This window comes from Photorhabdus aegyptia (genome assembly GCF_000612035.1).
GTDB classification, from domain to species: Bacteria; Pseudomonadota; Gammaproteobacteria; order Enterobacterales; family Enterobacteriaceae; genus Photorhabdus; species Photorhabdus akhurstii.
In genome coordinates this window covers 13,848-35,569 of the sequence record NZ_JFGV01000054.1, presented here as the reverse complement: position 1 = coordinate 35,569, position 21,722 = coordinate 13,848, and the positions used below count along the sequence as shown (strand labels likewise).

The following is a 21,722-nucleotide window of genomic DNA, read 5'->3' as shown; positions in this document are numbered from 1 at the left end:
GATTTTGTTTTCTTTGACAAAAACTTTGATCGTGCCTCAGGCACTTAGTTCCCTTCTTAAGCAAACCTCAGGTTTATTAGTTTCCGGCCTGAATACCACCCGTGAATTATGCAGCCTACGAATAATATCGAAGACAAAATTATAGCTAAATAGAAAAACGTTCAAACTGATTAAAAAGAAATTAATAGAGGCTTTTAGTTCATGTATTAACATCCGAGATAGATTGATATAGTCAATGCTAGCTTGATGAAATGTGATTTAGTGGGCTTTTCGGTCAGAATATTTTTTTGTCACCAGAAATTTGGTGAATTGATCATCAAATCCACAACATTTATAATCAATACATATCAACATTGAAGGTGGTGAGGATATGAAGAGACAAGTGAAAACAATGGCTCTCCCAGCGATGACAGCGGCGTTATTGGCGTCTTTGGCTCCTGTTCCGGCTAAAAGTACCGTTCTACCGATGACGGTCGTTGAAATACAAAAATCGGCAGGTTTGATATCTACATTGACATTTAACCTGAAAGATGAACAGGTTTTTCTGCCTTTGTCAGAGGCAACTGCTTACTTGCAAAGTTTGAATGAGTACACGCGAAAGTCGTTATCTGAAGCTATCGCTCATCGTGTTGCTAAGGGGAGTGGTGAATTGTTTTCAAATTCAGTACGCATAAGAAAATTAGCCAATGACAACATTGAATATTGCATGAGGATAAAAGAGGCAATACGTATCGTTCTGTCATCTGATAATCTGAGTAAGAATTTTCCAGATCCGTCTCAGCGAGAAATATTTCGGGTGAATATTGTGAAGTTCGGTCGAGCAATAGCGGACTCTGAATATACTGCGTGTGATATTCTTTCGGCTATTGAACAAAGCCTGCCTCCGACAAAGACATATCATCCTGATAATTTACCTACTTCTAGAGAAGTTAAATTGATGATATTAGCAGAACATAAAAACCTTGGTCTGTCAGAGCCGGAATTTTTATAATGGGAGTCAGTGTTACTGTTCATGAAGATGTTGAATTTCATGAGGTTGCAATAGTTTATGCAAAGTTGTTAGAGCATTGGAAAAGGACGGCGTTATTACCTTCTGTATTTGGCCGGGATGGTCAATGGGAACATAATAGCAGAACCTTAGATTCAAATATCTATAAATTGCATATTAGGATGCCAGATGAAATACCGTGGGAAAAATATAAGCCACAGATTGATCGATGTTCGGATAATTATTTAGTGTATGTGCAGCATTGGATGGATAGTAAGAGTTTTCAGGTGATAAGTATTATGAGCCCAAAGGCTCACGAATTAGCAAAGACGTCATTTCTTACAGAGCTTGAGCGTAGGGCTGAGGAGTTCCATTCCATCTAAATTACTATATAACCTGCTGTTAATAAATTAAAAGCCCTTATAAATTCGGAGATTCTTTGTCCATGCTATCAGGGTGTGGATATTCGTATTCATTATTAAGCGTTAGTTTTTAAGATAAATACTAAAGCTCAATCTCAATATCACTAAGTGGATGACAGCAGCAGGGTAAAATCTCGCCTTCATTAACAAAAGCCAGCGGTTTGCGCCGATAGCCGACTTTGCCTTTTATCAATCTGACACGGCAAGAGCCGCAATAACCTTCGCGGCACTGGTATTCAGCTTGAACTCTACCTTGTTCCAGTGCCTCTAGCAGACTGTTATGCAGCTTGGGAGAGCTGTAGATATGATAACCCTGCATACCATGCAGGGTTACTTTATAGCTTGTCATCAGAGTTCAAAATCACTCAGGTCGTCAGGGTTAACTTCAGCATCAATCTGACCAACCAGATAGGAACTGACTTCAACTTCTTGCGGCGCGACTTGAACGTTATCAGACACCAGCCAGGCGTTAATCCACGGAATCGGGTTGGAGCGCGTTTCAAATGGCAGTTTCAACCCGACAGCCTGCATACGGATGTTGGTAATGTACTCAACATATTGACACAGAATATCTTTGTTCAAGCCAATCATGGAACCTTCGCTGAACAGGTAGTCTGCCCACTCTTTTTCTTGTTCCGCCGCCTGAACAAACAGGTCATAGCACTGTTGTTCACACTCTTTGGCGATTTCTGCCATTTCTGGATCGTCTTGACCAGAGCGCAACAGATTCAGCATATGTTGTGTGCCGGTCAGATGTAGTGCTTCGTCACGGGCGATCAATTTGATGATTTTTGCATTACCTTCCATCAATTCGCGTTCAGCAAAGGCAAATGAACAGGCAAAACTGACGTAAAAGCGGATCGCTTCCAGCGCGTTAACGCTCATCAGGCACAGATACAATTGCTTTTTCAGTTCACGCAGGCTAACGGTGATGGTTTTACCGGCAATCTGATGCGTGCCTTCACCAAATAACTGGTAGTGATTAGTCATCTCAATCAGATCATCGTAATAAGCGGAAATGTCTTTCGCCCGCTTAAGAATCTCTTCATTGGTGACAATATCATCAAACACAACCGCCGGATCGTTGACGATATTCCGAATGATGTGAGTGTAAGAACGTGAATGAATCGTTTCAGAAAAAGACCAAGTTTCAACCCAGGTTTCCAGCTCAGGGATGGAGATCAAGGGCAGAAAAGCCACGTTCGGGCTGCGGCCCTGAATAGAGTCCAGCAGCGTTTGATATTTTAAGTTACTGATAAAAATATGCTTTTCATGGTCAGGCAGCGCATTGTAGTCAATGCGGTCGCGAGACACGTCAACTTCTTCCGGGCGCCAGAAGAAAGAGAGCTGTTTTTCGATCAATTTCTCAAAAATCGGATACTTTTGTTGGTCATAACGGGCTACGTTTACTGGCTGACCAAAAAACATTGGTTCCTGTAACTGATCGTTTTTGACTTGTGAAAAAGTGGTATAGGCCATAACTTCCTCAAATTAAATCTTACACGCGCCGCCTTCACAATCGGAATCAGCAGATTCCACGACTTCTTCCAGGTCATCCTGAACGTCTTCCGCACCATCACGGGTATTGTGGTAATACAGTGTCTTCACACCATATTTGTAAGCGAGCAGCAAATCTTTCAGCAGTTGATTCATCGGCACTTTTCCACTTGGGAAATGTGTCGGATCATAGTTGGTATTGGCAGAGATCGACTGATCGATAAATTTCTGCATGATACCAACCAACTGCAAGTAGCCGTCATTGCCCGGCATTTGCCACAAGAGTTCATAAGCCCCTTTCAAACGCTCATATTCCGGGACAACCTGGCGTAAAATGCCATCTTTTGATGCTTTAATGCTGATGTAACCACGAGGTGGTTCAATGCCGTTGGTGGCGTTAGAGATCTGGGAAGAGGTCTCTGACGGCATTAAAGAAGATAATGTTGAATTACGTAGACCATGTTGTTTGATCTCGTTGCGCAATGCTTCCCAGTCATAGTGCAGCGGTTCATTGGTCAATGTATCCAGCGCTTTTTTATAGGTATCGATAGGTAGGATACCTTTAGAATAGGTGGTTTCTTTAAACCACGGGCAAGCGCCTTGCTCTTTCGCCAGTTCATTAGAGGCTTTCAACAGGTAATATTGGATAGCTTCAAATGTTTTGTGAGTCAGGTTGTTAGCGCTGCCATCGGAATAACGTACTCCGTGTTTCGCCAGATAGTAAGCATAGTTGATAACACCAATGCCTAATGTACGGCGACCCATTGCTCCTTGTTTGGCGGCAAGGATAGGGTAGTCCTGATAATCGAGCAGGGCATCAAGGGCACGAACCGCCAGAATAGCCAGCTCTTCCAGTTCATCAAGATTTTCAATGGCCCCCAGGTTGAATGCGGACAAGGTACACAGCGCGATTTCACCATTTTTATCATTGATATCATTCAATGGCTTGGTTGGCAGTGCAATTTCCAGACACAGATTTGATTGGCGCACCGGGGCGACCAAAGGATCAAATGGGCTGTGAGTGTTGCAGTGATCTACGTTCTGAATATAGATACGGCCGGTAGAAGCACGTTCCTGCATCATCAGGGAGAAGAGCTCAACTGCTTTCAGACGTTGCTGACGGATATTGCTGTCTTGCTCATATTTGGTGTACAAGCGCTCAAATTCATCCTGATCGGCAAAGAATGCATCATATAGCCCTGGAACGTCGGATGGGCTGAACAGGGTGATCTCTTCACCTTTGATCAGTCGTTCGTACATCAGTTTGTTAAGTTGTACGCCATAGTCCATGTGACGAACACGGTTCCCTTCAACGCCACGGTTGTTTTTCAATACCAGCAGGCTTTCAACTTCCAGATGCCACAATGGATAGAACAGTGTAGCGGCGCCGCCACGAACACCGCCTTGAGAGCAGGATTTTACCGCGGTCTGGAAATGCTTATAGAAAGGAATACAGCCGGTATGGAAGGCTTCTCCATTACGGATTGGGCTTCCCAAGGCGCGAATACGGCCTGCATTGATACCAATACCGGCACGTTGAGAAACATATTTCACAATGGCGCTAGAGGTCGCATTAATGGAATCCAAGCTATCGTCACATTCAATCAGCACGCAGGAGCTGAATTGACGGGTAGGGGTGCGTACACCCGCCATGATCGGAGTTGGCAGAGAAATTTTAAATGTCGAAGCAGCGTCGTAAAAACGGCGAATATAGTCCAGACGCGTCTCTTTCGGATAACCGGAAAACAGGCAAGCCGCCACCAGAATATAGAGGAATTGGGCGCTTTCATAAATTTCACCGGTAACGCGATTCTGAACCAGGTATTTACCTTCAAGCTGTTTGACCGCCGCATAGGAGAAGTTCATATCACGCCAATGGTCAATAAACGCGTCCATTTGCTCGAATTCTTCTTTCGAGTAGTCTGCAAGCAAATGCTTGCCATATTTGCCCATTTCCACCATACGGGATACATGATCATAGAGTGCTGGCGGCTCGAATTGACCATAGGCTTTTTTACGCAGATTGAAAATTGCCAGGCGAGCGGCCAAATACTGATAGTCAGGCGCATCACCGGAGATAAGATCAGCGGCAGCTTTGATCATCGTCTCATGAATATCTGAGGTTTTGATACCATCGTAAAATTGGATTTGGGACCGCAGTTCTACTTGTGATACCGAGACATTTTTCAGCCCATCGGCTGCCCAGTTAACAACCCGGTGGATTTTCTCAAGGTCAATTCGTTCTTTGTGGCCATCACGCTTTGTTACTAGCAGACTATGGTTCATGGACAGGCATACCTTACATTACATTTACTTTCAGATTCGCTCCCACCTGCTTTGTGTCTTTGACTTAGACCAAAACATAACCCTCTCAGTGGCGAAAAAACCAACGAGAGAGTAGTGGTAATGGAATGTTAAGGAACACAATATGTAGGGGGTACACTAAATAATGACAACAAGATAATGTTAAAAGCGGCTTTTATCAAGTGCACAAAAATACGGATTCTTGTGGATAACTTGAGGACTAAAATTTATTAAAAAGCCGGAAGCCTGCATCATTACTAGCGGTTGCTCTGACAGAAACACCGGCAAAAATGAGTGAAAAAATTCCTGAAAATATGATTCATTTGCCGATTTATTAATCTGTCAGATGAATATGTCAGACATACTGAGTGTGTAACATATAATTGACGTCTACATTGTGACCAAGGCTAAATTTATCCGTCAGCAGGTTGTAATGCAGGCCGATAATATGCTGTTCTTGTAGAGGTGTGCTGTCAATCCAGCCTATCAACTCTGATGGCCGGATAAATTTCTTCACGTCATGAGTTCCTTTTGGCACCATTTTCAGAATATATTCCGCGCCGATTATCCCTATAAGCCAAGCTTTTTTGTTGCGGTTAACGGTAGAAAAAAAGGCGTGCCCGCCGGGTTTCACTAACTGAGCACAAGCACGGACGACCGATTGTGGATCTGGGACATGTTCCAGCATTTCCATACAGGTGACGATATCATAAGCTTGTGGATATTTTTCGGCGTGGCTTTCCACAGTTTCCTGTACATAAGTCACGGGGATACCTGTTTCAAGGGCGTGCAGTCTGGCAACTTGAAGCGGTTCCGTACCCATATCCAGCCCGGTCACTTCTGCCCCTTCACGGGCCATACTTTCTGACAAAATACCGCCGCCACAGCCCACATCCAAGATTTTTTTACCGAAAATGCCGTCAGAACGCTGCAAAATGTAATTCAAGCGTAGCGGGTTAATTCGGTGCAGCGGCTTAAATTCACCTTCCAAATCCCACCAGCGAGAAGCAATCGCTTCAAATTTTTCTATTTCCTGTTGATCAACATTGTTTGGGGTGGAAGGGGTTTTGATGTTCATCAGCGGTTGTCGCTCCTTAAACTTTCTTAAAACAGGCGGATTCACTCCGTTCTGAGCAGGGTTTACTCAGTTTTGAGATAGTATACACGGCTTAATTTTTAAATACCCGTATCTGATTTTTATAAAACTGTTGGTTTGTGGTATAGTTCTAAACCTTTGAATTCGGAATGTATGAGGGATAGTGGGCTCCATGAGCGACATTGCCAGAGAAATCACCCCGGTCAATATCGAAGAAGAGCTGAAAAGCTCATATTTGGATTATGCGATGTCTGTAATTGTCGGGCGCGCACTACCAGATGTTCGAGACGGACTAAAGCCGGTACACCGCCGCGTGCTTTATGCCATGAGTGTACTGGGAAATGATTGGAATAAACCCTACAAGAAGTCTGCCCGTGTTGTCGGGGACGTCATCGGTAAATACCATCCTCATGGGGATAGCGCAGTCTACGACACGATTGTTCGTATGGCTCAGCCGTTTTCCCTGCGCTATATGTTGGTTGATGGTCAGGGTAACTTTGGTTCAGTCGATGGAGACTCAGCCGCCGCTATGCGTTACACCGAAGTACGTATGGCGAAAGTTGCCCATGAGTTGCTAGCGGATCTGGAGAAAGAGACTGTCGATTTTGTGCCAAACTATGATGGTACAGAGCAGATCCCGGAAGTGATGCCAACCCGAGTACCAAACCTGCTGATCAATGGCTCTTCTGGTATCGCAGTGGGTATGGCGACTAACATTCCTCCTCATAACTTATCCGAAGTTATTGATGGTTGTCTGGCTTATATTGAAGATGAAAATATCAGCATTGAAGGGCTGATGCAGTATATTCCTGGCCCGGATTTCCCTACTGCTGCGATTATTAATGGTCGTCGCGGTATTCAGGAGGCTTATCGGACTGGCCGCGGTAAAATTTATATCCGTGCCCGTGCGGAAATTGAAGTTGATGAGAAGAATGGCCGTGAAACGATTTTAGTGCACGAAATTCCTTATCAAGTCAACAAAGCCCGCCTGATTGAAAAAATTGCCGAATTGGTGAAAGAGAAACGCATTGAAGGGATCAGTGCGCTGCGTGACGAATCCGATAAAGACGGCATGCGGATCGTGATTGAAGTGAAGCGGGATGCGGTGGGGGAAGTGGTTCTGAATAACCTCTATTCCCTGACTCAGCTTCAAGTCTCTTTTGGCATCAACATGGTGGCCCTGCATCAGGGGCAGCCGAAGCTGCTGAATCTAAAAGATATTATTTCGGCTTTCGTATGCCACCGCCGTGAAGTGGTCACTCGTCGTACCATCTTTGAATTACGCAAAGCCCGTGAACGCGCCCATATTCTTGAGGCATTAGCTGTCGCACTGGCGAATATCGATCCGATTATCGAACTTGTCCGTCTTGCTCCGACACCTGCCGAGGCAAAAGCCGCATTGGTTGCTAAACCGTGGGAATTAGGCAGTGTTGCTACTATGCTGGAACGAGCCGGTGATGATGCCGCCCGTCCTGAGTGGTTGGAACCACAATATGGTGTGCATGACGGTAAATATTATCTGACCGAACAACAGGCTCAAGCCATTCTGGATCTGCGTTTGCAGAAACTGACCGGCTTGGAGCATGAAAAACTGCTGGATGAATATCGTGAATTGCTGACATTAATCGGCGAGTTGCTATTTATTCTGGAAAATCCTGAGCGCTTGATGGAAGTGATCCGTGAAGAGTTGTTGGCAATTAAGTCGCAATACAGCGATGCCCGCCGTACTGAAATCACGGAAAATACGGCTGATATCAATATTGAAGATTTGATTAATCAGGAAGATGTTGTTGTTACGTTGTCACATCAAGGGTATGTCAAATACCAGCCGTTATCTGACTATGAAGCGCAGCGCCGTGGTGGTAAAGGTAAATCCGCAGCGCGTATTAAAGAAGAAGATTTTATTGACAAGTTGTTGGTTGCCAATACTCACGATACGATCCTCTGCTTCTCCAGCCGTGGCCGCTTGTACTGGATGAAGGTTTATCAATTACCGGAGGCTAGCCGTGGTGCGCGTGGTCGTCCGATTGTTAACCTGTTGCCGTTAGAGCAAAATGAGCGCATTACCGCGATTCTGCCGGTGCGTGAATATGAAGAAGGGCTGTATGTCTTCATGGCTACGGCCAGCGGGACCGTGAAGAAAACCGCGTTGCAAGATTTCAGCCGTCCGCGTAGTGCCGGTATTCTCGCTGTTAATCTCAATGAAGGTGATGAACTGATCGGCGTTGACCTGACTGACGGTAATAACGAAGTTATGTTGTTCTCCGCGGAAGGGAAGGTTGTTCGTTTTGAAGAGGAAGCGGTTCGTTCAATGGGGCGTACAGCTACCGGTGTACGTGGTATCAAACTGAGTGGTGAAGATAAAGTTGTTTCTCTGATTATCCCACGTGGAGAAGGAGAAATTCTGACTGTCACTGAAAACGGTTATGGCAAACGTACCGCTGAAAACGAATATCCAATCAAATCCCGTGCAACGCAGGGGGTTATCTCGATTAAAGTCAGCGAACGTAATGGCAATGTGATCGGGGCAATTCAGGTTGAACCGACCGATCAGATAATGATGATTACTGATGCCGGCACGTTAGTGCGTACAAGGGTATCGGAAGTCAGCGTTGTTGGCCGCAATACTCAAGGTGTAACGCTTATTCGTACTGCGGAAGATGAGAAAGTTGTCGGCTTACAGCGGGTTGCTGAGCCGGAAGATGATGAAGATGGGCTGGCGGCAGAAGGGGAAGAATCGAAAAGTGATAACACCGATTTACCTGATGCTAACATCGGCGAGTCAGTTGATCCGGTTTAAGTGAAGATATTTTTTTACTTAATATAAGAAACAGGTACTTCGGTGCCTGTTTTTTAAAAGGGATTTTTATTAATATCGAAATATGCAACAGATGGGCCTTTTTAATCTTTAAACTCTGGATACCCTATGGATTTCAAGATGCATCGCGACGGCAAGAGAGAGAATCCCCGGGAGCATAGGTAACTATGTGACCGGGGTGAGCGAGTGCAGCCAACAAAGAGGCAACTTGAAAGATAACGGGTATATATCTTGTCATTAATGACATTGAATAATGCCGGTTTTTATTAGGTAACCTTTTGAGATATCTTTCTTCTTTTCGTACATCGCTAAAAATATCCCGTTATCTTTTCCGGGTGCTTGGCCTAATGCTGTGGGCGTTAGGCGCTTTATTAACAGCTTTTTACCTGGTTAATATCTTTAATGAAATCAAGTCGGATATTCGGCAAGAATACAATGCTAATTATGATTCCACGCTCTCTTATGTGCGTCATACAGCAAGTATTCTGCGGGATATCCAATATATGACAGAGAAGCATTTACTGAATTCTAATGGGAAAAATGCTATTTTTGATTTTCCCCATAATAGCCCGGCGTTTTCTTATCATCCTTTGAACCAAAGCGCTGACTGTCGTACTTTTCGCAACAACACTCATAGCTATTTAAATTCGTTGAATAACCTCATCTTCTATTGGAAAGATAATCTTGCGGCGCCTCAGGGGTTGAATCAGGTTTTTCTGGTGGGTACGCAAAGTATGTGTATGGTGAATTTTTCTATCCGTAATACCTCGACTGAACCTGATACGCTGAAAAAAATAGTTTATGAAAACTCACGCAGACTTATCAGCCTGAAAGATCAAGGTAAAGAACGAAATGTTTATTGGGTTATTCCTGGTGCAAGATCTGATAGTGGTCATCTCTACGTATTGGCGCCGGTATATGTCAATGGTCAGATGGTTGCAATGATAGGCATTGAACAATTCATCAGATTGGACTCTTTTATTCAAAGACAAGACCGCCCAATTTCAATAACGTTATTGAATCGTAGTAATCAACCTGTGTTGCACTATCCAGCAAATGATGACTATAAACTTCATTATGCCGATTATCAGTTGGAAGCGCCTTATTTTGGCTATGATGATAATTTCACTGATTTACTGTTAAAACGCCGGTTAATGCCATCTTCATTCAGTATCATTTACGCGTTGCCGCTGAAAACTATTTTTGAGGGTTTTAAACTACAGATTATTAGCAGTATTGTGCTTAATGTGTTATCTGCCTTTGTCATCATTGTTCTGGTATATCTGTTTGAGCGAAAGATGTTTGCTCCGGCGGAAGAGAATGCAATTCGGCTAGAGGAGCATGAACAATTTAATCATAAAATTGTCGCTTCAGCGCCGGTTGGGATCAGTATATTGCGGGTCAGTGATGGGAGTAATATTCTAAGTAATGAGTTAGCTCATAATTATTTAAGAATGTTAACGCATGAAGATCGGGAACGTATTATTCATATTATTTGTGACAGAACCAGCAGTTATGTTGATGTCGTCACCAGTAATCATCATCATCTACAAATCAGTTTTGTTCATTCCCGCTACAGGAATGAAGAGGTGGCGATTTGTGTTTTGGTTGATATTAGCGTCCGTGTGCGGATGGAAAAATCATTACAGGAGGTGGCGCTGGCATCGGAACAGGCTAACTATTCTAAATCTATGTTTTTAGCTACCGTCAGTCACGAGTTGAGAACGCCGCTTTACGGTATTATTGGCAACCTGGAGTTATTACAGGCGCATTCGTTGCCTGCTGAATCTATTCGTTTGTTATCAACGATGAATAATTCTTCAGCGTTGTTGTTAAAAATTATCAGTGATATTCTCGACTTCTCAAAAATTGAATCAAAACAGCTTAAAATTGAGTCTAGAGAGTTTTCCTGTCAGGAAGTTATCTCTCATGTTATTTCTAACTACCTGCCGTTAGTGGTGAAAAAACCGTTGACCTTGTATTGCTATATTGAACCGGATGTGCCGGATTATATCTGCAATGATCCGGTTCGATTACAACAAGTTATATCTAATCTGTTAAATAATGCGATTAAATTCACTAATACCGGATGTGTGGTTATACATGTGACGGTTGATAGAGATTATTTATACGTCAGAATAAAGGATACGGGCGTTGGCATTTCTGATAAAGCGCTGGTTCAGTTGTTTGATCCATTTTTCCAGATCATGCCCAATACGGAAAGTTCATCTCAAGGAACGGGGCTTGGTCTGGCGATTTGTGAAAAACTTATCAATCTGATGGATGGTGATATCGAAGTCATTTCACAACCACAGATAGGGAGTATGTTTTCTATTCGTTTACCTTTATATGGTGCGAAATATAGGCCAAACACTCAGTTGATAAATGAACATCAGCGAAAAATCATCTTGGCTATACGTAATCTTTATCTGGAGGAATTTTTACAGCGTTTTCTGGTTCATCATGGCTTACACACTATTTTATATAGTGGGCAAAGTACAGATGGTAGTGAAATTATTATCAGCGATTTCCCTGATGCTGTGACTTCCCCGGTATATGGTTATATTGAGTTATCAACCGACTATATTGGCTCACCGGAACAAATCAGAGAAAACTATTGGTTACACAACTCTTACCATTTACATGATTTGCCGGTAATGATTGAGCGGCTGATTTCACCAAATCATAGTGTGGTATTAAATACTGCCCTACCTGTTTTTCAGGCAAATACTCGGTTTAATACTATTATGGTTCTGGTGGTGGATGATCATCCTATCAACCGCCGTTTATTGGCCGATCAATTGAAATCTATCGGTTTTCAAACAGCAATGGCAAATGATGGATTAGATGCGTTGGAGTATTTGAAAAAAGGAGGGATTGATATCATTCTGACGGATGTCAATATGCCCAATATGGATGGTTATGCGTTAACAATGTACTTACGGGATGATGGGTGTAAGCTGCCGATTATTGGTATTACGGCAAATGCATTGGCAGAAGAAAAACAGCGCTGTATTGATGCAGGAATGAATGATTGTTTGTCTAAACCGGTTTCTTTGGTGACGCTTAGACAGGTGCTGACGGAAATGATTTAAAACGATAATTTATAAAACAATGACTTATAAAATAATGCCCGGTACAAACAGATAGTTACCGGGCATCAGGACGACTTTCATATTAAAATAACGAGCGGTATCTACTGAACATTATCGTTTGTATCGATAGTGACAGAAGCAAGGTAATTGAGTAATGCAATATCGTTATTTACCCCCAGTTTTACCATAGCTGATTTTTTCTGACTGCTGATAGTCTTGACACTGCGTTTCAGTTTTTTGGCAATATCTGTTACCAAAAAGCCCTGGGCAAATAGACGTATAACTTCACTCTCTTTTTGTGATAATGGCTTATCTCCATAGGGGGCTTTCGTCACTTTTTTCAACAGCTCAGAAACGCTGTCTGGCATAAATCTTTCCCCTTCTTTCAGGGCCGTCAATACATCAGGTAAATCTGTTGGTGCTCCTTGTTTTAAGACAATGCCTTCAATATCAAGTTCGAGTACAGCACTTAAGATTGCTGGATTATTGTTCATGGTTAAAACAATGATTGATAGTCTGGGATAATGGCGTTTGATGTATTTAATCAAATTGATTCCATCGCCGTATATGTCGCCAGGCATAGACAGATCAGTGATCAATACGTTTGCTTTAATACAGGACAGATTGTTGATCAATGTGGTCGAGTCTTCCGACTCAGCGACAACGTTGATCCATTCAAGCCGCTCAAGTGATTTGCGGATGCCAAACAGGACAATTGGATGATCATCAGCAATAATGACGTTAAGGTTATTCATCTATTAGTTACCCTGCTGCAATAGCCTTTTGGTGAAGGACTCAATACGGCTAATGCTATTCTTAATCTCTATTTCGTTACTGTCTGTTATGTGTTGTTCCAGTGTTTCGCAAGAAAGTTTGAGGAGTTCTAGGTCTAACATAGCAAAGACGCCTTTCAGGCGATGTGCTGTCTGCGAAAGCGATATCAGATCATATTGTTCTATATCAGTATACAGCTTATTAATATCTATCGGTACTGTCTCGACAAATAATTGTCGGTAATCGCTATCAATCAGCTGTTTTTGATAACTATTTATGACATTGCCAAAATCGTAATCACTGCTTTCATCGTTAAATGCTGGCATTTCAGCATTTGCATTAAACTCGTTAAAACTGAAACTTCTCTCAATTAATAACGAAATGGCATTGATAACCGCTTCACCCAGATTGTAGTTACACCTAATATAGTCAGGTTTTATCTGCTCAAAACCGGCCAGATTATCAACCAGTAATATAGTCGATTTTGCCGAATCGTAGTGTTTATCAGTCAACATGATATCGTATTCTCGATTCATATTTTCTTGCTTTTTATCGAAGTAAACAGCGCCATAATGATGCAGATGATTTTGCACAATCTTACGGATCTCCGTATTGCTGATATCCAGCAAGGCAGTAATGTCTTCCAGTAGCGGCGGGCATTGGTCTTGGCCGATGATTAAGGGCAGACTGATAGCATAGTGCGTACCCAAGTGGGGTTTGCTGTTTATTGTAAAATGACCATTTAATTTTCTACATAATTGGTTACATAGATAAAAGGTCAGTCCTGAATTGGATTGATATCTATCACCTGTGGCTTTGCTTAAAAATGGATAATTCAAATTTGTTAAATCTGTTGAATTAAGTCCAGCCCCTGTATCTATAATTTCGATTTGAATGTGTTCTTTGTATTCCTGAGAATAATTAACGATAAGAGATATTTTGCCATAAGATGTGAGTGTGATTGCGTAATTGACTAACATCAGGACAATCTTACTGATGGCAGTACTATCGCCAATAAATAGTGATTCAGGATTAATATTACAATGATAATAATAATTTAATCCTTTATTATTCATCTTAGGAAACACCTTTTTAATAATATCTTCTAAAATGACTGATAATGAAAACGATTCATTTTTTGCTTGCCATTCACCTGATTCTAATTCATTGAGTAATGAAATATTCTCGATCCAGTCGGATATATATTCGGATTTAGTTAATAAATTATCGACGATACGAACACTATTTTCTTCTGTGAGAATTTGTTTCAGTTGGTAAGCGATATGATCTAATTCCTTTATTGGTTGTTTTAATTCAGAACGAATGTTAGTTAGCATAAAACGCCGAGCTTGTACACTCTTATCGTGTTCCAGATGAGCAAGTTGTAGACGCCTGCTAATTAATGCTTCCTGATCTTTATCTTGCAGTAAAAACAGATAAGTTTCTGGCAACAGGCGAATGCTGGACATTTTAATTTCATAGACTGAATCGTCAATTGACGTTTGGATGACACCATGATGTTGCTTTGCCATCATTTTAATTTTATTTAAATCGACATTCGGCAACAGATGATCGGCAAGGTTATTGCACATAATTATTTGATTTATCGAGAAATCGTAAATCAGTAGGCCAACCGGGATATTAGAGATAATATCGTGGCTTAACGCATCCTTGACTTGTAATTCGTGACTCATAAGGGCGTTTGGAGCGATATATTTTCTACGAATGTAGATAAGCCCACCTAAAGAGAGGATAATAAATACGGAATCAGCCAGTAACAACCAGATGTTTCTGTATAACAAATCGATGAGCAAATCTTTGAGTGATATCCGATACAACAGTTTGTATTGTGTGCCTTTGAGTGATTGAGAAAATTCGAGCCAGAAACCATTCTGTGAGATATTAACTTTATTGATTTCATGAGGGGGTTGTTCGTCATCCGATAATAAACTGAAATTTGCCGCTGCCATATCAATAGGCAGAAGATGGCAAATAGGTAAATCGAAAGCGATAACTGTTGCCAATTGACCCGGTGAATTGAATGTTGCTCGGTAAGTATAAAAATAGATATTTTCGCTATTTAACTTACGGATTGATGAAATATTTTCCCGTTCATCTAATGCGGTGGATTGCATTAGCATTTCTGAACGTTTTGATTCAGCGGTAAGTGTTAGATAACTCTCTTTAAATCTCAATTCCGGTTTAAGAATAGAGTGAGTTGTTATCAGAAACAGATTGTTATCTTTACCATTCAGATAATACATGGAGTTGTATTCATTGCGAGTGCCCCACAAAATCTCCATATAATTAGAAAGGCGTTGTGCCAACTCTACACTTGCATCGCTGTGATGACCGAAAATAATCGTGTCGATAGTTTGATAACGATTCTCAAGCCAGTAAACATCAGGCCGTAGCTTCATTGGTGTGACGGATTCTTGCGGTTTAAAAGATGAGCTATTGGCTTGTTTAAAGATAGAGTTAGCGTGATAACGATAATCTTCTATCTGTAATACTACTTTGGTTGCAACACTATTTAGCGCATACTTTTTCCCCATTAGCCAGGCATTGAAGTAGTTATAACTGTATAAAAACAGGGAAACAAAAAGCAGAATAATGAACAGACCGTAGTAACGGTTTATGGTTGATGAATTAATAGAAAACTGTTTGTTATACATTCGTTGAGTAGAAGCCTTAATAATTGCTTGGCTGTTTAGCGAGCTTGTTAAATTGGTGAATCTCATGATTCGATCTATTTAGGCTAATTTTAGCAGGATTAGGGCTGGAAAGGATATTGTAGATTGAGGATTGAGCGAACAGTAAAAAAATCACAGAATTTTTACGATAGAGGCTAGACATATTATTATGTTAGGAGCATAATCCCGCGTCATGGAAGGATGGCCGAGCGGTCGAAGGCAGCGGTCTTGAAAACCGCCGATGGGAAACCATCCTAGAGTTCGAATCTCTATCCTTCCGCCAAATAGTGACCCTACGCACAGAAAGTGCGTGGGGTTTTTTTTCATTTCCATATTCCATTCAGATAATAATTAATCCATTTTCATAACGATAAGATGGTCATCGTCTATTGAGCGGCAAATGATGGGGATGAAAGTTCGCAATCCGGTTGACCTGAAATCTATCAATTTCCAATGAGTAAAAATGTGTGCAGTGTTTTCCGGGGGCGAGTTGTGTCTGCAATTGTGATTTATGGTGTGTCCACGATTTATTGGTAAGAATGGTGTTCCAGGACGGATTCTTATTCAATAAAACCGTGGAAATAGTAAGAGATTAAACTTTTTTAATCGGCTTTGAACAGCATAGTTACAGCGGTTACGAACATGATGACAGCCGCACCTTTAAATAAAATCCGTTGTGCCCGTTGGCTTGATAACAAATGTCGAATACTGAGAGCGCCGAGAATAAATACCGCTCCTACGCTGAATAAGACAAAAACCGTTAGTGGCACTAACATGAGTCCCCAGTTTTGCAACGAGATAGATTCCATGTTAATGACCAAAGGTAATAGTGCGAGATAGAAGGCAATCGTTTTAGGGTTACTTAGCGTCAGAGTGAGACCAGATAACCATGCCGCAGCCAACTCCTTTTTCTTAATTGGTTGGTCTTCACCAATGGATTGATGATCGGCAAACCAGAACTGCCACGCCAGATAACCCAAATACAATGCGGCACCCCATCTCACCACAGCAAATAAGGTGTCAAAACTGTGCGCGATAATAGACAAGCCAAAAACAGCAAAGGACAAATAAGTTAGATCACCTATAATCAGGCCAAACAACACACTAAATCCCGCTAATGCGCCACTACTCACACTTCTGGCAACCAATGCTGCCATTCCCGGGCCTGGTATCGCCGCAGCAACAGTCAGTGCTGCTGTATAGGTTACTATTTGTGACACTTCTAGCATATCTTTCCTCTCAAAATAACACTTTGAAGTAACAGAACATAAAAATGTCACTTGCGTATGCAAGTGACAAATAACGGCTTTTTAGTATAGACAATAACGACATTTTTCTAATGCTGAACGTCTTAAGTTTGGCATATTTTTATCCAAAATAGTTAAGACATTTTTATTAGTTGTCGAATGACCTCCCGAGAAAATACCATATCTTGAACAGCCAAACCAACGGATTGAAAGATAGTTACACCCTGATCGCACAAATTGGAATGAGATTGAGAAACGGTACCAATTTCTATTCCAATGTCTGACCCATTAATAATACCTTTCTCTCTTGCCTTAATAACAGATTGAGAGGCGGCAAGTACCGATTCATTGGAATCAGTGAATAGGGTTGTATTGCTATACATATCTTCGCTAAGTTCCTGAAACCCCAGGGCCGAAGCGCCAATGGCATTGACATGACATTTAACCGGTAACTCTTTTCTATTGAGTATAGGGGCACGCGATGCTGTGGTTGTGCAAATGATGTCACTATTGAGTACAGCCTCAGCAGGTGAGGCTTTGATCGAAATGGGAAGATTGAGTGTTTTATCACACCATGTGACAAATTCCCGGCATCTCTCTGCATTACGACCCCATAAAGTGACTTCTTTAATCGGGCGCACATATAACATGGCTTGCAAATGTGCTTTTGCTTGTAAGCCAGTGCCAAGTATCGCCAACCGGCTGGCATCCTTTGCGGCAAGCAGATGGGTTGCATAGGCAGAGGCGGCGGCTGTGCGAATTTCTGTGATAGCGCCGGCATCTACCGCTGCAATCCCTGAAACACCTGGCTCGTCGTAAACCAACACACTACCGATGTGTGAAGGTTTATCGCTGTTGCTTTGAAACCTTACGACTACCGACTTTAACCCAAACCCTTTGTATGGCCCTTCCTTAATATAAATCGGCATAGTGCCCATTAAGCCGTCTTCGCCTTTAACGATATTGCGTAAAGGTTGTTCTACTTTTTTCTCCGATTGCAATTTAAATGCTATTTCACTTAGCTTAAGACTAAGTTCCATCGTCAAATAACGTGCAACGGTTTCTTTATCGACATAAAGCATATTGATGCCTTTCAATATCAGTTAAAGTTCGTCCAGCTTGAATTTATCATCAATTTCAGTTCCGGCAATACTATTGAGAATTGTCGACATATTCTTTTGAGAAACCCCTAACACAACGTCTAACATACTCTGTTTGCTGAAACCACGGCTTAAAAATAGATCAATAGCACTTCTTTTCAATTGTCCCCGGCAGTAAATAACCTCTCTGGTAAATTCACGCAGTGCCAATAATCGTGGAGAGAGATCGTCGGTTTTCTCAATCAATGCCTTAACCGTTTTTTTGTCCACGCCATTATGAATTGCAATATAGGAGTGTGCCTGAATCGTGTAGTTACAACCATTTTCTATGCCGGTTGTAATCCACACCACAGCTTTTTCCTCTTCATTTAGTGAACTATCAATAAATAAATCGTGTGCTCGTTGGTAAGCGGCTAATAGTGAAGGGGATTCTGACATATAACCACTTTGGTTAGGTATCCAGCCGAAGTCATTAATAGAACTTTGAAGTAATTTTTTACTTTTTTCAGGTGTGGTAGCAATAGTGTGTAGTGTAAGTAAAGACATAATAACCTCTATATATTTGCCTATTTTAAAGCAACATTAGCTTTTATGCGGCTGTAAATACTGACCAAAGCATTTGAATTGGTCGAATATGAGAAATAAATTTTAAATTGTGTAATTTTGCCGCCACTTCTGTCGTGAGTGCGGCATCTACTTCTGAATTGGCGACTGCTTTTGCCGCTGAACTGGTTGAATCTTTAAAAATGATATCTGCAATTTTTAGATTATCAGGCAACAACTCTGGGATTAAAGCTTTTGGCGCCGGATGGGTTGCAATGACGATATTATCTTTAGTTAATTCATCACGAATAGCGATACCGTAATTAGGCGTGTAGTTTAAAAATGCGGATGACAAGTTAAACCTGTTATCCATATAAAACTCACTGATATTGTAATAAGCATTGGCTACCACCAATGCTTGGCAGTTATTTAAAATAATTTGATTACTTGCTTCTTCGTAAGTACTACATAAAACCACTTGGTAACTTTTGGCGACGTTATTTTTGATAGCAAATTCACCAAAACGAATAGCGGATTGTTCGCTACTTGTACCTGACGGGCCTAAGGTAGCAATATTTAGAACATCAAATGTATCTTTGTAGAAACTAAAAAAAACACATTCCATGATGTCTCTCCTGGAATTACACTAATAAACCGGATTTAACCAATGTGAGAATTTATCTATTCTGCCTCTGATTATTTCTTGATAATCTTTGGTAATAACATTGGCTATAGAATCTTCTTTTTGTTTATATGACACATTGTCTATTTGCGAAACAATTGATATTTCAAGGCCAGTACCTGTTAAAAAGCAGGCGTCTGCTTCATAGAGATCCTTTTGTTGAATTTCTGACTCAATGCAGGGAATATTGCGGAATTTACAAATATCGAAAACAGATTGTCTGGTTATTCCATTGAGTATGCCAGCGCTAAGTGATGGTGTAATAACGCAATTATCCTTAACAATAAAAACATTTGATGTACTTGCTTCTGCGCACATGCCTTGCTCATTCAACATGATAGCATCATCAAATCCATTTTCTTTGGCATCTTCATGAGCAAGCGCGGAATTAACATAAGTGCCGGTAATTTTGGCCGATGATGGAATTGCCGCATTTGATACACGTCGCCATTTTGAAATAAGGCATTTAAAATCTGTTTTTTTAGCGTAAGCGCCCATAGGTAAAGCGTTAATACAGAGGGTTGAATTTACGCCGCTTAGCTTAACGCCAAATTTTTCACCCGGCATTAACGACTTTTTAAGCGCTAATGGCCTGATATAAATATCTTGTTTGAAACCATTTTTAATGATGATATCTTTAGTAATGTCGGTTAGCTCCTGACTGGTATAGGGCAATTCGATTTTTAATGTTTTAGCTGATTGGATTAACCGTTCATAGTGCTCATGCACTCTAAATAGATTCAGTTGGTTATTGTCTTGATCCCAATAAGCTCGAATTCCTTCAAATATACCGGTGCCATAATTTAAAGCTTGGGTATTGGCAAGAAAGGTCGCATTGCTAAAATTGAGATATTCCCCATCTAGAAATACGATCCAATCTTTATTAACTGGGCTAACGATATTGTTTGTCATTTATTACCTATCCCAATAAGGCTATTTTATTTGTCATTTTGAACCTGGGCAGTGCTCAAAATCCTCACGTACTACGTGTACGCTCCGGTTTTTCCGCGCTGTCCGTGTTCAAACTGCCTGCAACAATTACGCCTATTGTAATAGGCTATTAGTTGCCCTCTTTTTCATGATCTCTAAAGCTGAATTTCGTTCAATATTATTGGTATCATCTCTCAAATCATGGATACGTGCTGCTTTCCAGCTTACCATTGCCGCGGTTCCAATAAGTCCACCGACATCTCCTACATGGATGTCGACATTCATATTGAATTTGGATTCCATTTTTTGTTTTATCTTACTAATGAGTGACGCATCATTTAATTCGTCACATGGCTCTAAGGTGATCTTAAGCTCATCTGTCCCGGTTGTATTGTTGATTTCAATAAAGTATTCAAAACAATATTCAAGTTCTTCAAAGATGGCATTTTCAATATCAAAAGCATATACATTAGCATTGTTTAATACTAATACATCTTTTACTCTGCCGATGGGTTCTATTTCCCATTGATTTAAGCCTATTGCCTTACACCGAACCATATCCCCGGTTTTGTATCGAATCAGCGGTTTATTCCCTTTATATAAATGAGTAATCACTAATTCACCAGCAACGTGATTATCACTAACATTGAGTTTTTGCTGAGTAAAAGGGCAAATAAGTTCGTAATAATTGTTATATGGAATAGTAATAAGCTTATTGGTATTGTTACAAGCCGCCAGAATTGACGTTTCTTGTGAGGCATACATGCAGTTGTAAATTTTAGCGCCCCAGTTCCGAGATAAATTCCTTAATCTATTTGGCGTAATAAGTTCGCCAAGGACTAAAATGATTTCGATACCTAATTCTTTTGCATCACATGCGTTGTCCCGGCAATATTTTAGCAACTCAGCGGCGACCGCAGGTGTGCAAACTAAAGCGGTTATTTTGAGGTCTTGTATCAACCTGAGTACTCTATGCATGCCAACAACAGGCGAACGAGGCCACATTTTAATAACGGTATGCCCTAAACTGCGAAATACATCTTCAAAGGTATCTCCAGTGGAGTGCAATTCCGTTGGACCCATCACGCCAATAATGTGTTGTTTGCCTTCCTGATTAAAAATAGACTCATATTGCAGAGTCAGGAAGCTATTATTGACTAAAGAATCTATTTCATTGCGAGGACAAGGCGTTGATGGCCCAGTTGTCCCTGTGGTTTCATAATATATCCAGGCATGACTCAAGCTATCTGAAGATATTGTGTTTCCTGCCTTACTTAAGTCTAATTTTGTGGTGAAGGGCAGTTTTTCAACAAATGAGGATAAATTATCATCATCATTTGGGTTTATTGCGTTTAGGCGATCTTGATAGAAAGTTGAACCCTTCTTCGTATAGTGTATGATTTCTTTCAGCTTTTCATATTGTATTTTTTCCAATGCGGGGATATCTATCTCGCCGGACAGATATCTTTTTAATTCGGTAAGGTATTTCAGCCCTAACTCATGAAGATCGGTTCTAAAAATGGAATACATATA

At 41.2% G+C, this 21,722-nt stretch carries 16 protein-coding genes and 1 tRNA gene; 5 read left to right on the top strand and 12 right to left on the bottom strand.

Going from position 1 to position 21,722, the window contains the following annotated elements; translation table 11 throughout:
- The first annotated feature begins 370 nt into the window (after positions 1-370).
- Together BA1DRAFT_RS15945 and BA1DRAFT_RS15940 are read left to right on the top strand one after the other, a co-directional pair.
- Positions 371-991 (top strand): hypothetical protein, encoded by a 621-nt coding sequence (locus BA1DRAFT_RS15945; protein ID WP_036781053.1) that lies wholly within the window; start codon positions 371-373, stop codon positions 989-991.
- Positions 991-1,371, top strand: coding sequence for a type II toxin-antitoxin system YafO family toxin (locus BA1DRAFT_RS15940; protein ID WP_036781051.1), 381 nt, complete (start codon positions 991-993; stop codon positions 1,369-1,371). The genes BA1DRAFT_RS15945 and BA1DRAFT_RS15940 overlap by 1 nt, the downstream gene beginning before the upstream one ends.
- Positions 1,372-1,492: 121 nt before the next feature.
- On the opposite strand, the gene yfaE is transcribed toward BA1DRAFT_RS15940, so the two are convergent.
- The 4 genes from yfaE to ubiG all read right to left on the bottom strand — a co-directional run bounded on the left by yfaE (position 1,493) and on the right by ubiG (position 6,289).
- A complete protein-coding gene (yfaE, locus tag BA1DRAFT_RS15935; protein WP_036781049.1) occupies positions 1,493-1,759 on the bottom strand; it encodes a class I ribonucleotide reductase maintenance protein YfaE in 267 nt (88 codons plus the stop codon).
- The gene (gene nrdB, locus BA1DRAFT_RS15930) at positions 1,759-2,889 is read right to left on the bottom strand and encodes a class Ia ribonucleoside-diphosphate reductase subunit beta (protein WP_036781046.1); all 1,131 of its coding nucleotides are present in this window, start codon (positions 2,887-2,889) and stop codon (positions 1,759-1,761) included. The genes yfaE and nrdB overlap by 1 nt, the downstream gene beginning before the upstream one ends.
- Before the next feature lie 12 nt (positions 2,890-2,901).
- The gene (gene nrdA / locus BA1DRAFT_RS15925; RefSeq protein WP_036781044.1) at positions 2,902-5,193 is read right to left on the bottom strand and encodes a class 1a ribonucleoside-diphosphate reductase subunit alpha; all 2,292 of its coding nucleotides are present in this window, start codon (positions 5,191-5,193) and stop codon (positions 2,902-2,904) included.
- A 373-nt stretch (positions 5,194-5,566) separates the two neighbouring features.
- A complete protein-coding gene (gene ubiG / locus BA1DRAFT_RS15920) occupies positions 5,567-6,289 on the bottom strand; it encodes a bifunctional 2-polyprenyl-6-hydroxyphenol methylase/3-demethylubiquinol 3-O-methyltransferase UbiG (protein ID WP_036781042.1) in 723 nt (240 codons plus the stop codon).
- Positions 6,290-6,479: 190 nt separating this feature from the next.
- Between ubiG and gyrA the strand changes: the two genes are divergently transcribed.
- Together gyrA and rcsC are read left to right on the top strand one after the other, a co-directional pair.
- Positions 6,480-9,107, top strand: a complete 2,628-nt coding sequence (gene gyrA / locus BA1DRAFT_RS15915) for a DNA topoisomerase (ATP-hydrolyzing) subunit A (protein ID WP_036781039.1) — start codon at positions 6,480-6,482, stop codon at positions 9,105-9,107.
- A 296-nt stretch (positions 9,108-9,403) separates the two neighbouring features.
- Positions 9,404-12,220: a two-component system sensor histidine kinase RcsC gene (gene rcsC / locus BA1DRAFT_RS15910; RefSeq protein ID WP_072164815.1), complete on the top strand. Its 2,817-nt coding sequence runs from the start codon at positions 9,404-9,406 to the stop codon at positions 12,218-12,220.
- A gap of 101 nt (positions 12,221-12,321) precedes the next feature.
- On the opposite strand, the gene rcsB is transcribed toward rcsC, so the two are convergent.
- Both rcsB and rcsD read right to left on the bottom strand, forming a co-directional pair.
- Positions 12,322-12,975: a response regulator transcription factor RcsB gene (gene rcsB / locus BA1DRAFT_RS15905; RefSeq protein WP_036781035.1), complete on the bottom strand. Its 654-nt coding sequence runs from the start codon at positions 12,973-12,975 to the stop codon at positions 12,322-12,324.
- A 3-nt stretch (positions 12,976-12,978) separates the two neighbouring features.
- Entirely contained in the window at positions 12,979-15,669 is a 2,691-nt protein-coding gene (gene rcsD / locus BA1DRAFT_RS15900) for a phosphotransferase RcsD (protein WP_036781033.1), read from the bottom strand.
- 213 nt (positions 15,670-15,882) lie between these two features.
- Between rcsD and BA1DRAFT_RS15895 the strand changes: the two genes are divergently transcribed.
- Positions 15,883-15,970 (top strand) — tRNA-Ser (locus tag BA1DRAFT_RS15895).
- A 319-nt stretch (positions 15,971-16,289) separates the two neighbouring features.
- On the opposite strand, the gene BA1DRAFT_RS15890 is transcribed toward BA1DRAFT_RS15895, so the two are convergent.
- From BA1DRAFT_RS15890 to BA1DRAFT_RS15865, 6 genes are all read right to left on the bottom strand, one after another.
- Positions 16,290-16,916: a LysE family translocator gene (locus BA1DRAFT_RS15890; protein WP_036781030.1), complete on the bottom strand. Its 627-nt coding sequence runs from the start codon at positions 16,914-16,916 to the stop codon at positions 16,290-16,292.
- 152 nt (positions 16,917-17,068) lie between these two features.
- On the bottom strand, positions 17,069-18,016 hold the full coding sequence (locus BA1DRAFT_RS15885; protein WP_036781028.1) for an ornithine cyclodeaminase family protein: 948 nt from the start codon (positions 18,014-18,016) through the stop codon (positions 17,069-17,071).
- 21 nt (positions 18,017-18,037) lie between these two features.
- Positions 18,038-18,580, bottom strand: coding sequence for a carboxymuconolactone decarboxylase family protein (locus tag BA1DRAFT_RS15880; RefSeq protein ID WP_036781026.1), 543 nt, complete (start codon positions 18,578-18,580; stop codon positions 18,038-18,040).
- Positions 18,581-18,623: 43 nt separating this feature from the next.
- Positions 18,624-19,202, bottom strand: coding sequence for a prephenate decarboxylase (locus BA1DRAFT_RS15875; protein WP_051560821.1), 579 nt, complete (start codon positions 19,200-19,202; stop codon positions 18,624-18,626).
- A 21-nt stretch (positions 19,203-19,223) separates the two neighbouring features.
- Positions 19,224-20,171, bottom strand: coding sequence for a branched-chain amino acid transaminase (locus BA1DRAFT_RS15870; protein WP_036781023.1), 948 nt, complete (start codon positions 20,169-20,171; stop codon positions 19,224-19,226).
- Between the two features lie 132 nt (positions 20,172-20,303).
- On the bottom strand, positions 20,304-21,719 hold the full coding sequence (locus BA1DRAFT_RS15865) for a phenylacetate--CoA ligase family protein (RefSeq protein WP_036781021.1): 1,416 nt from the start codon (positions 21,717-21,719) through the stop codon (positions 20,304-20,306).
- Positions 21,720-21,722: the final 3 nt, after the last annotated feature.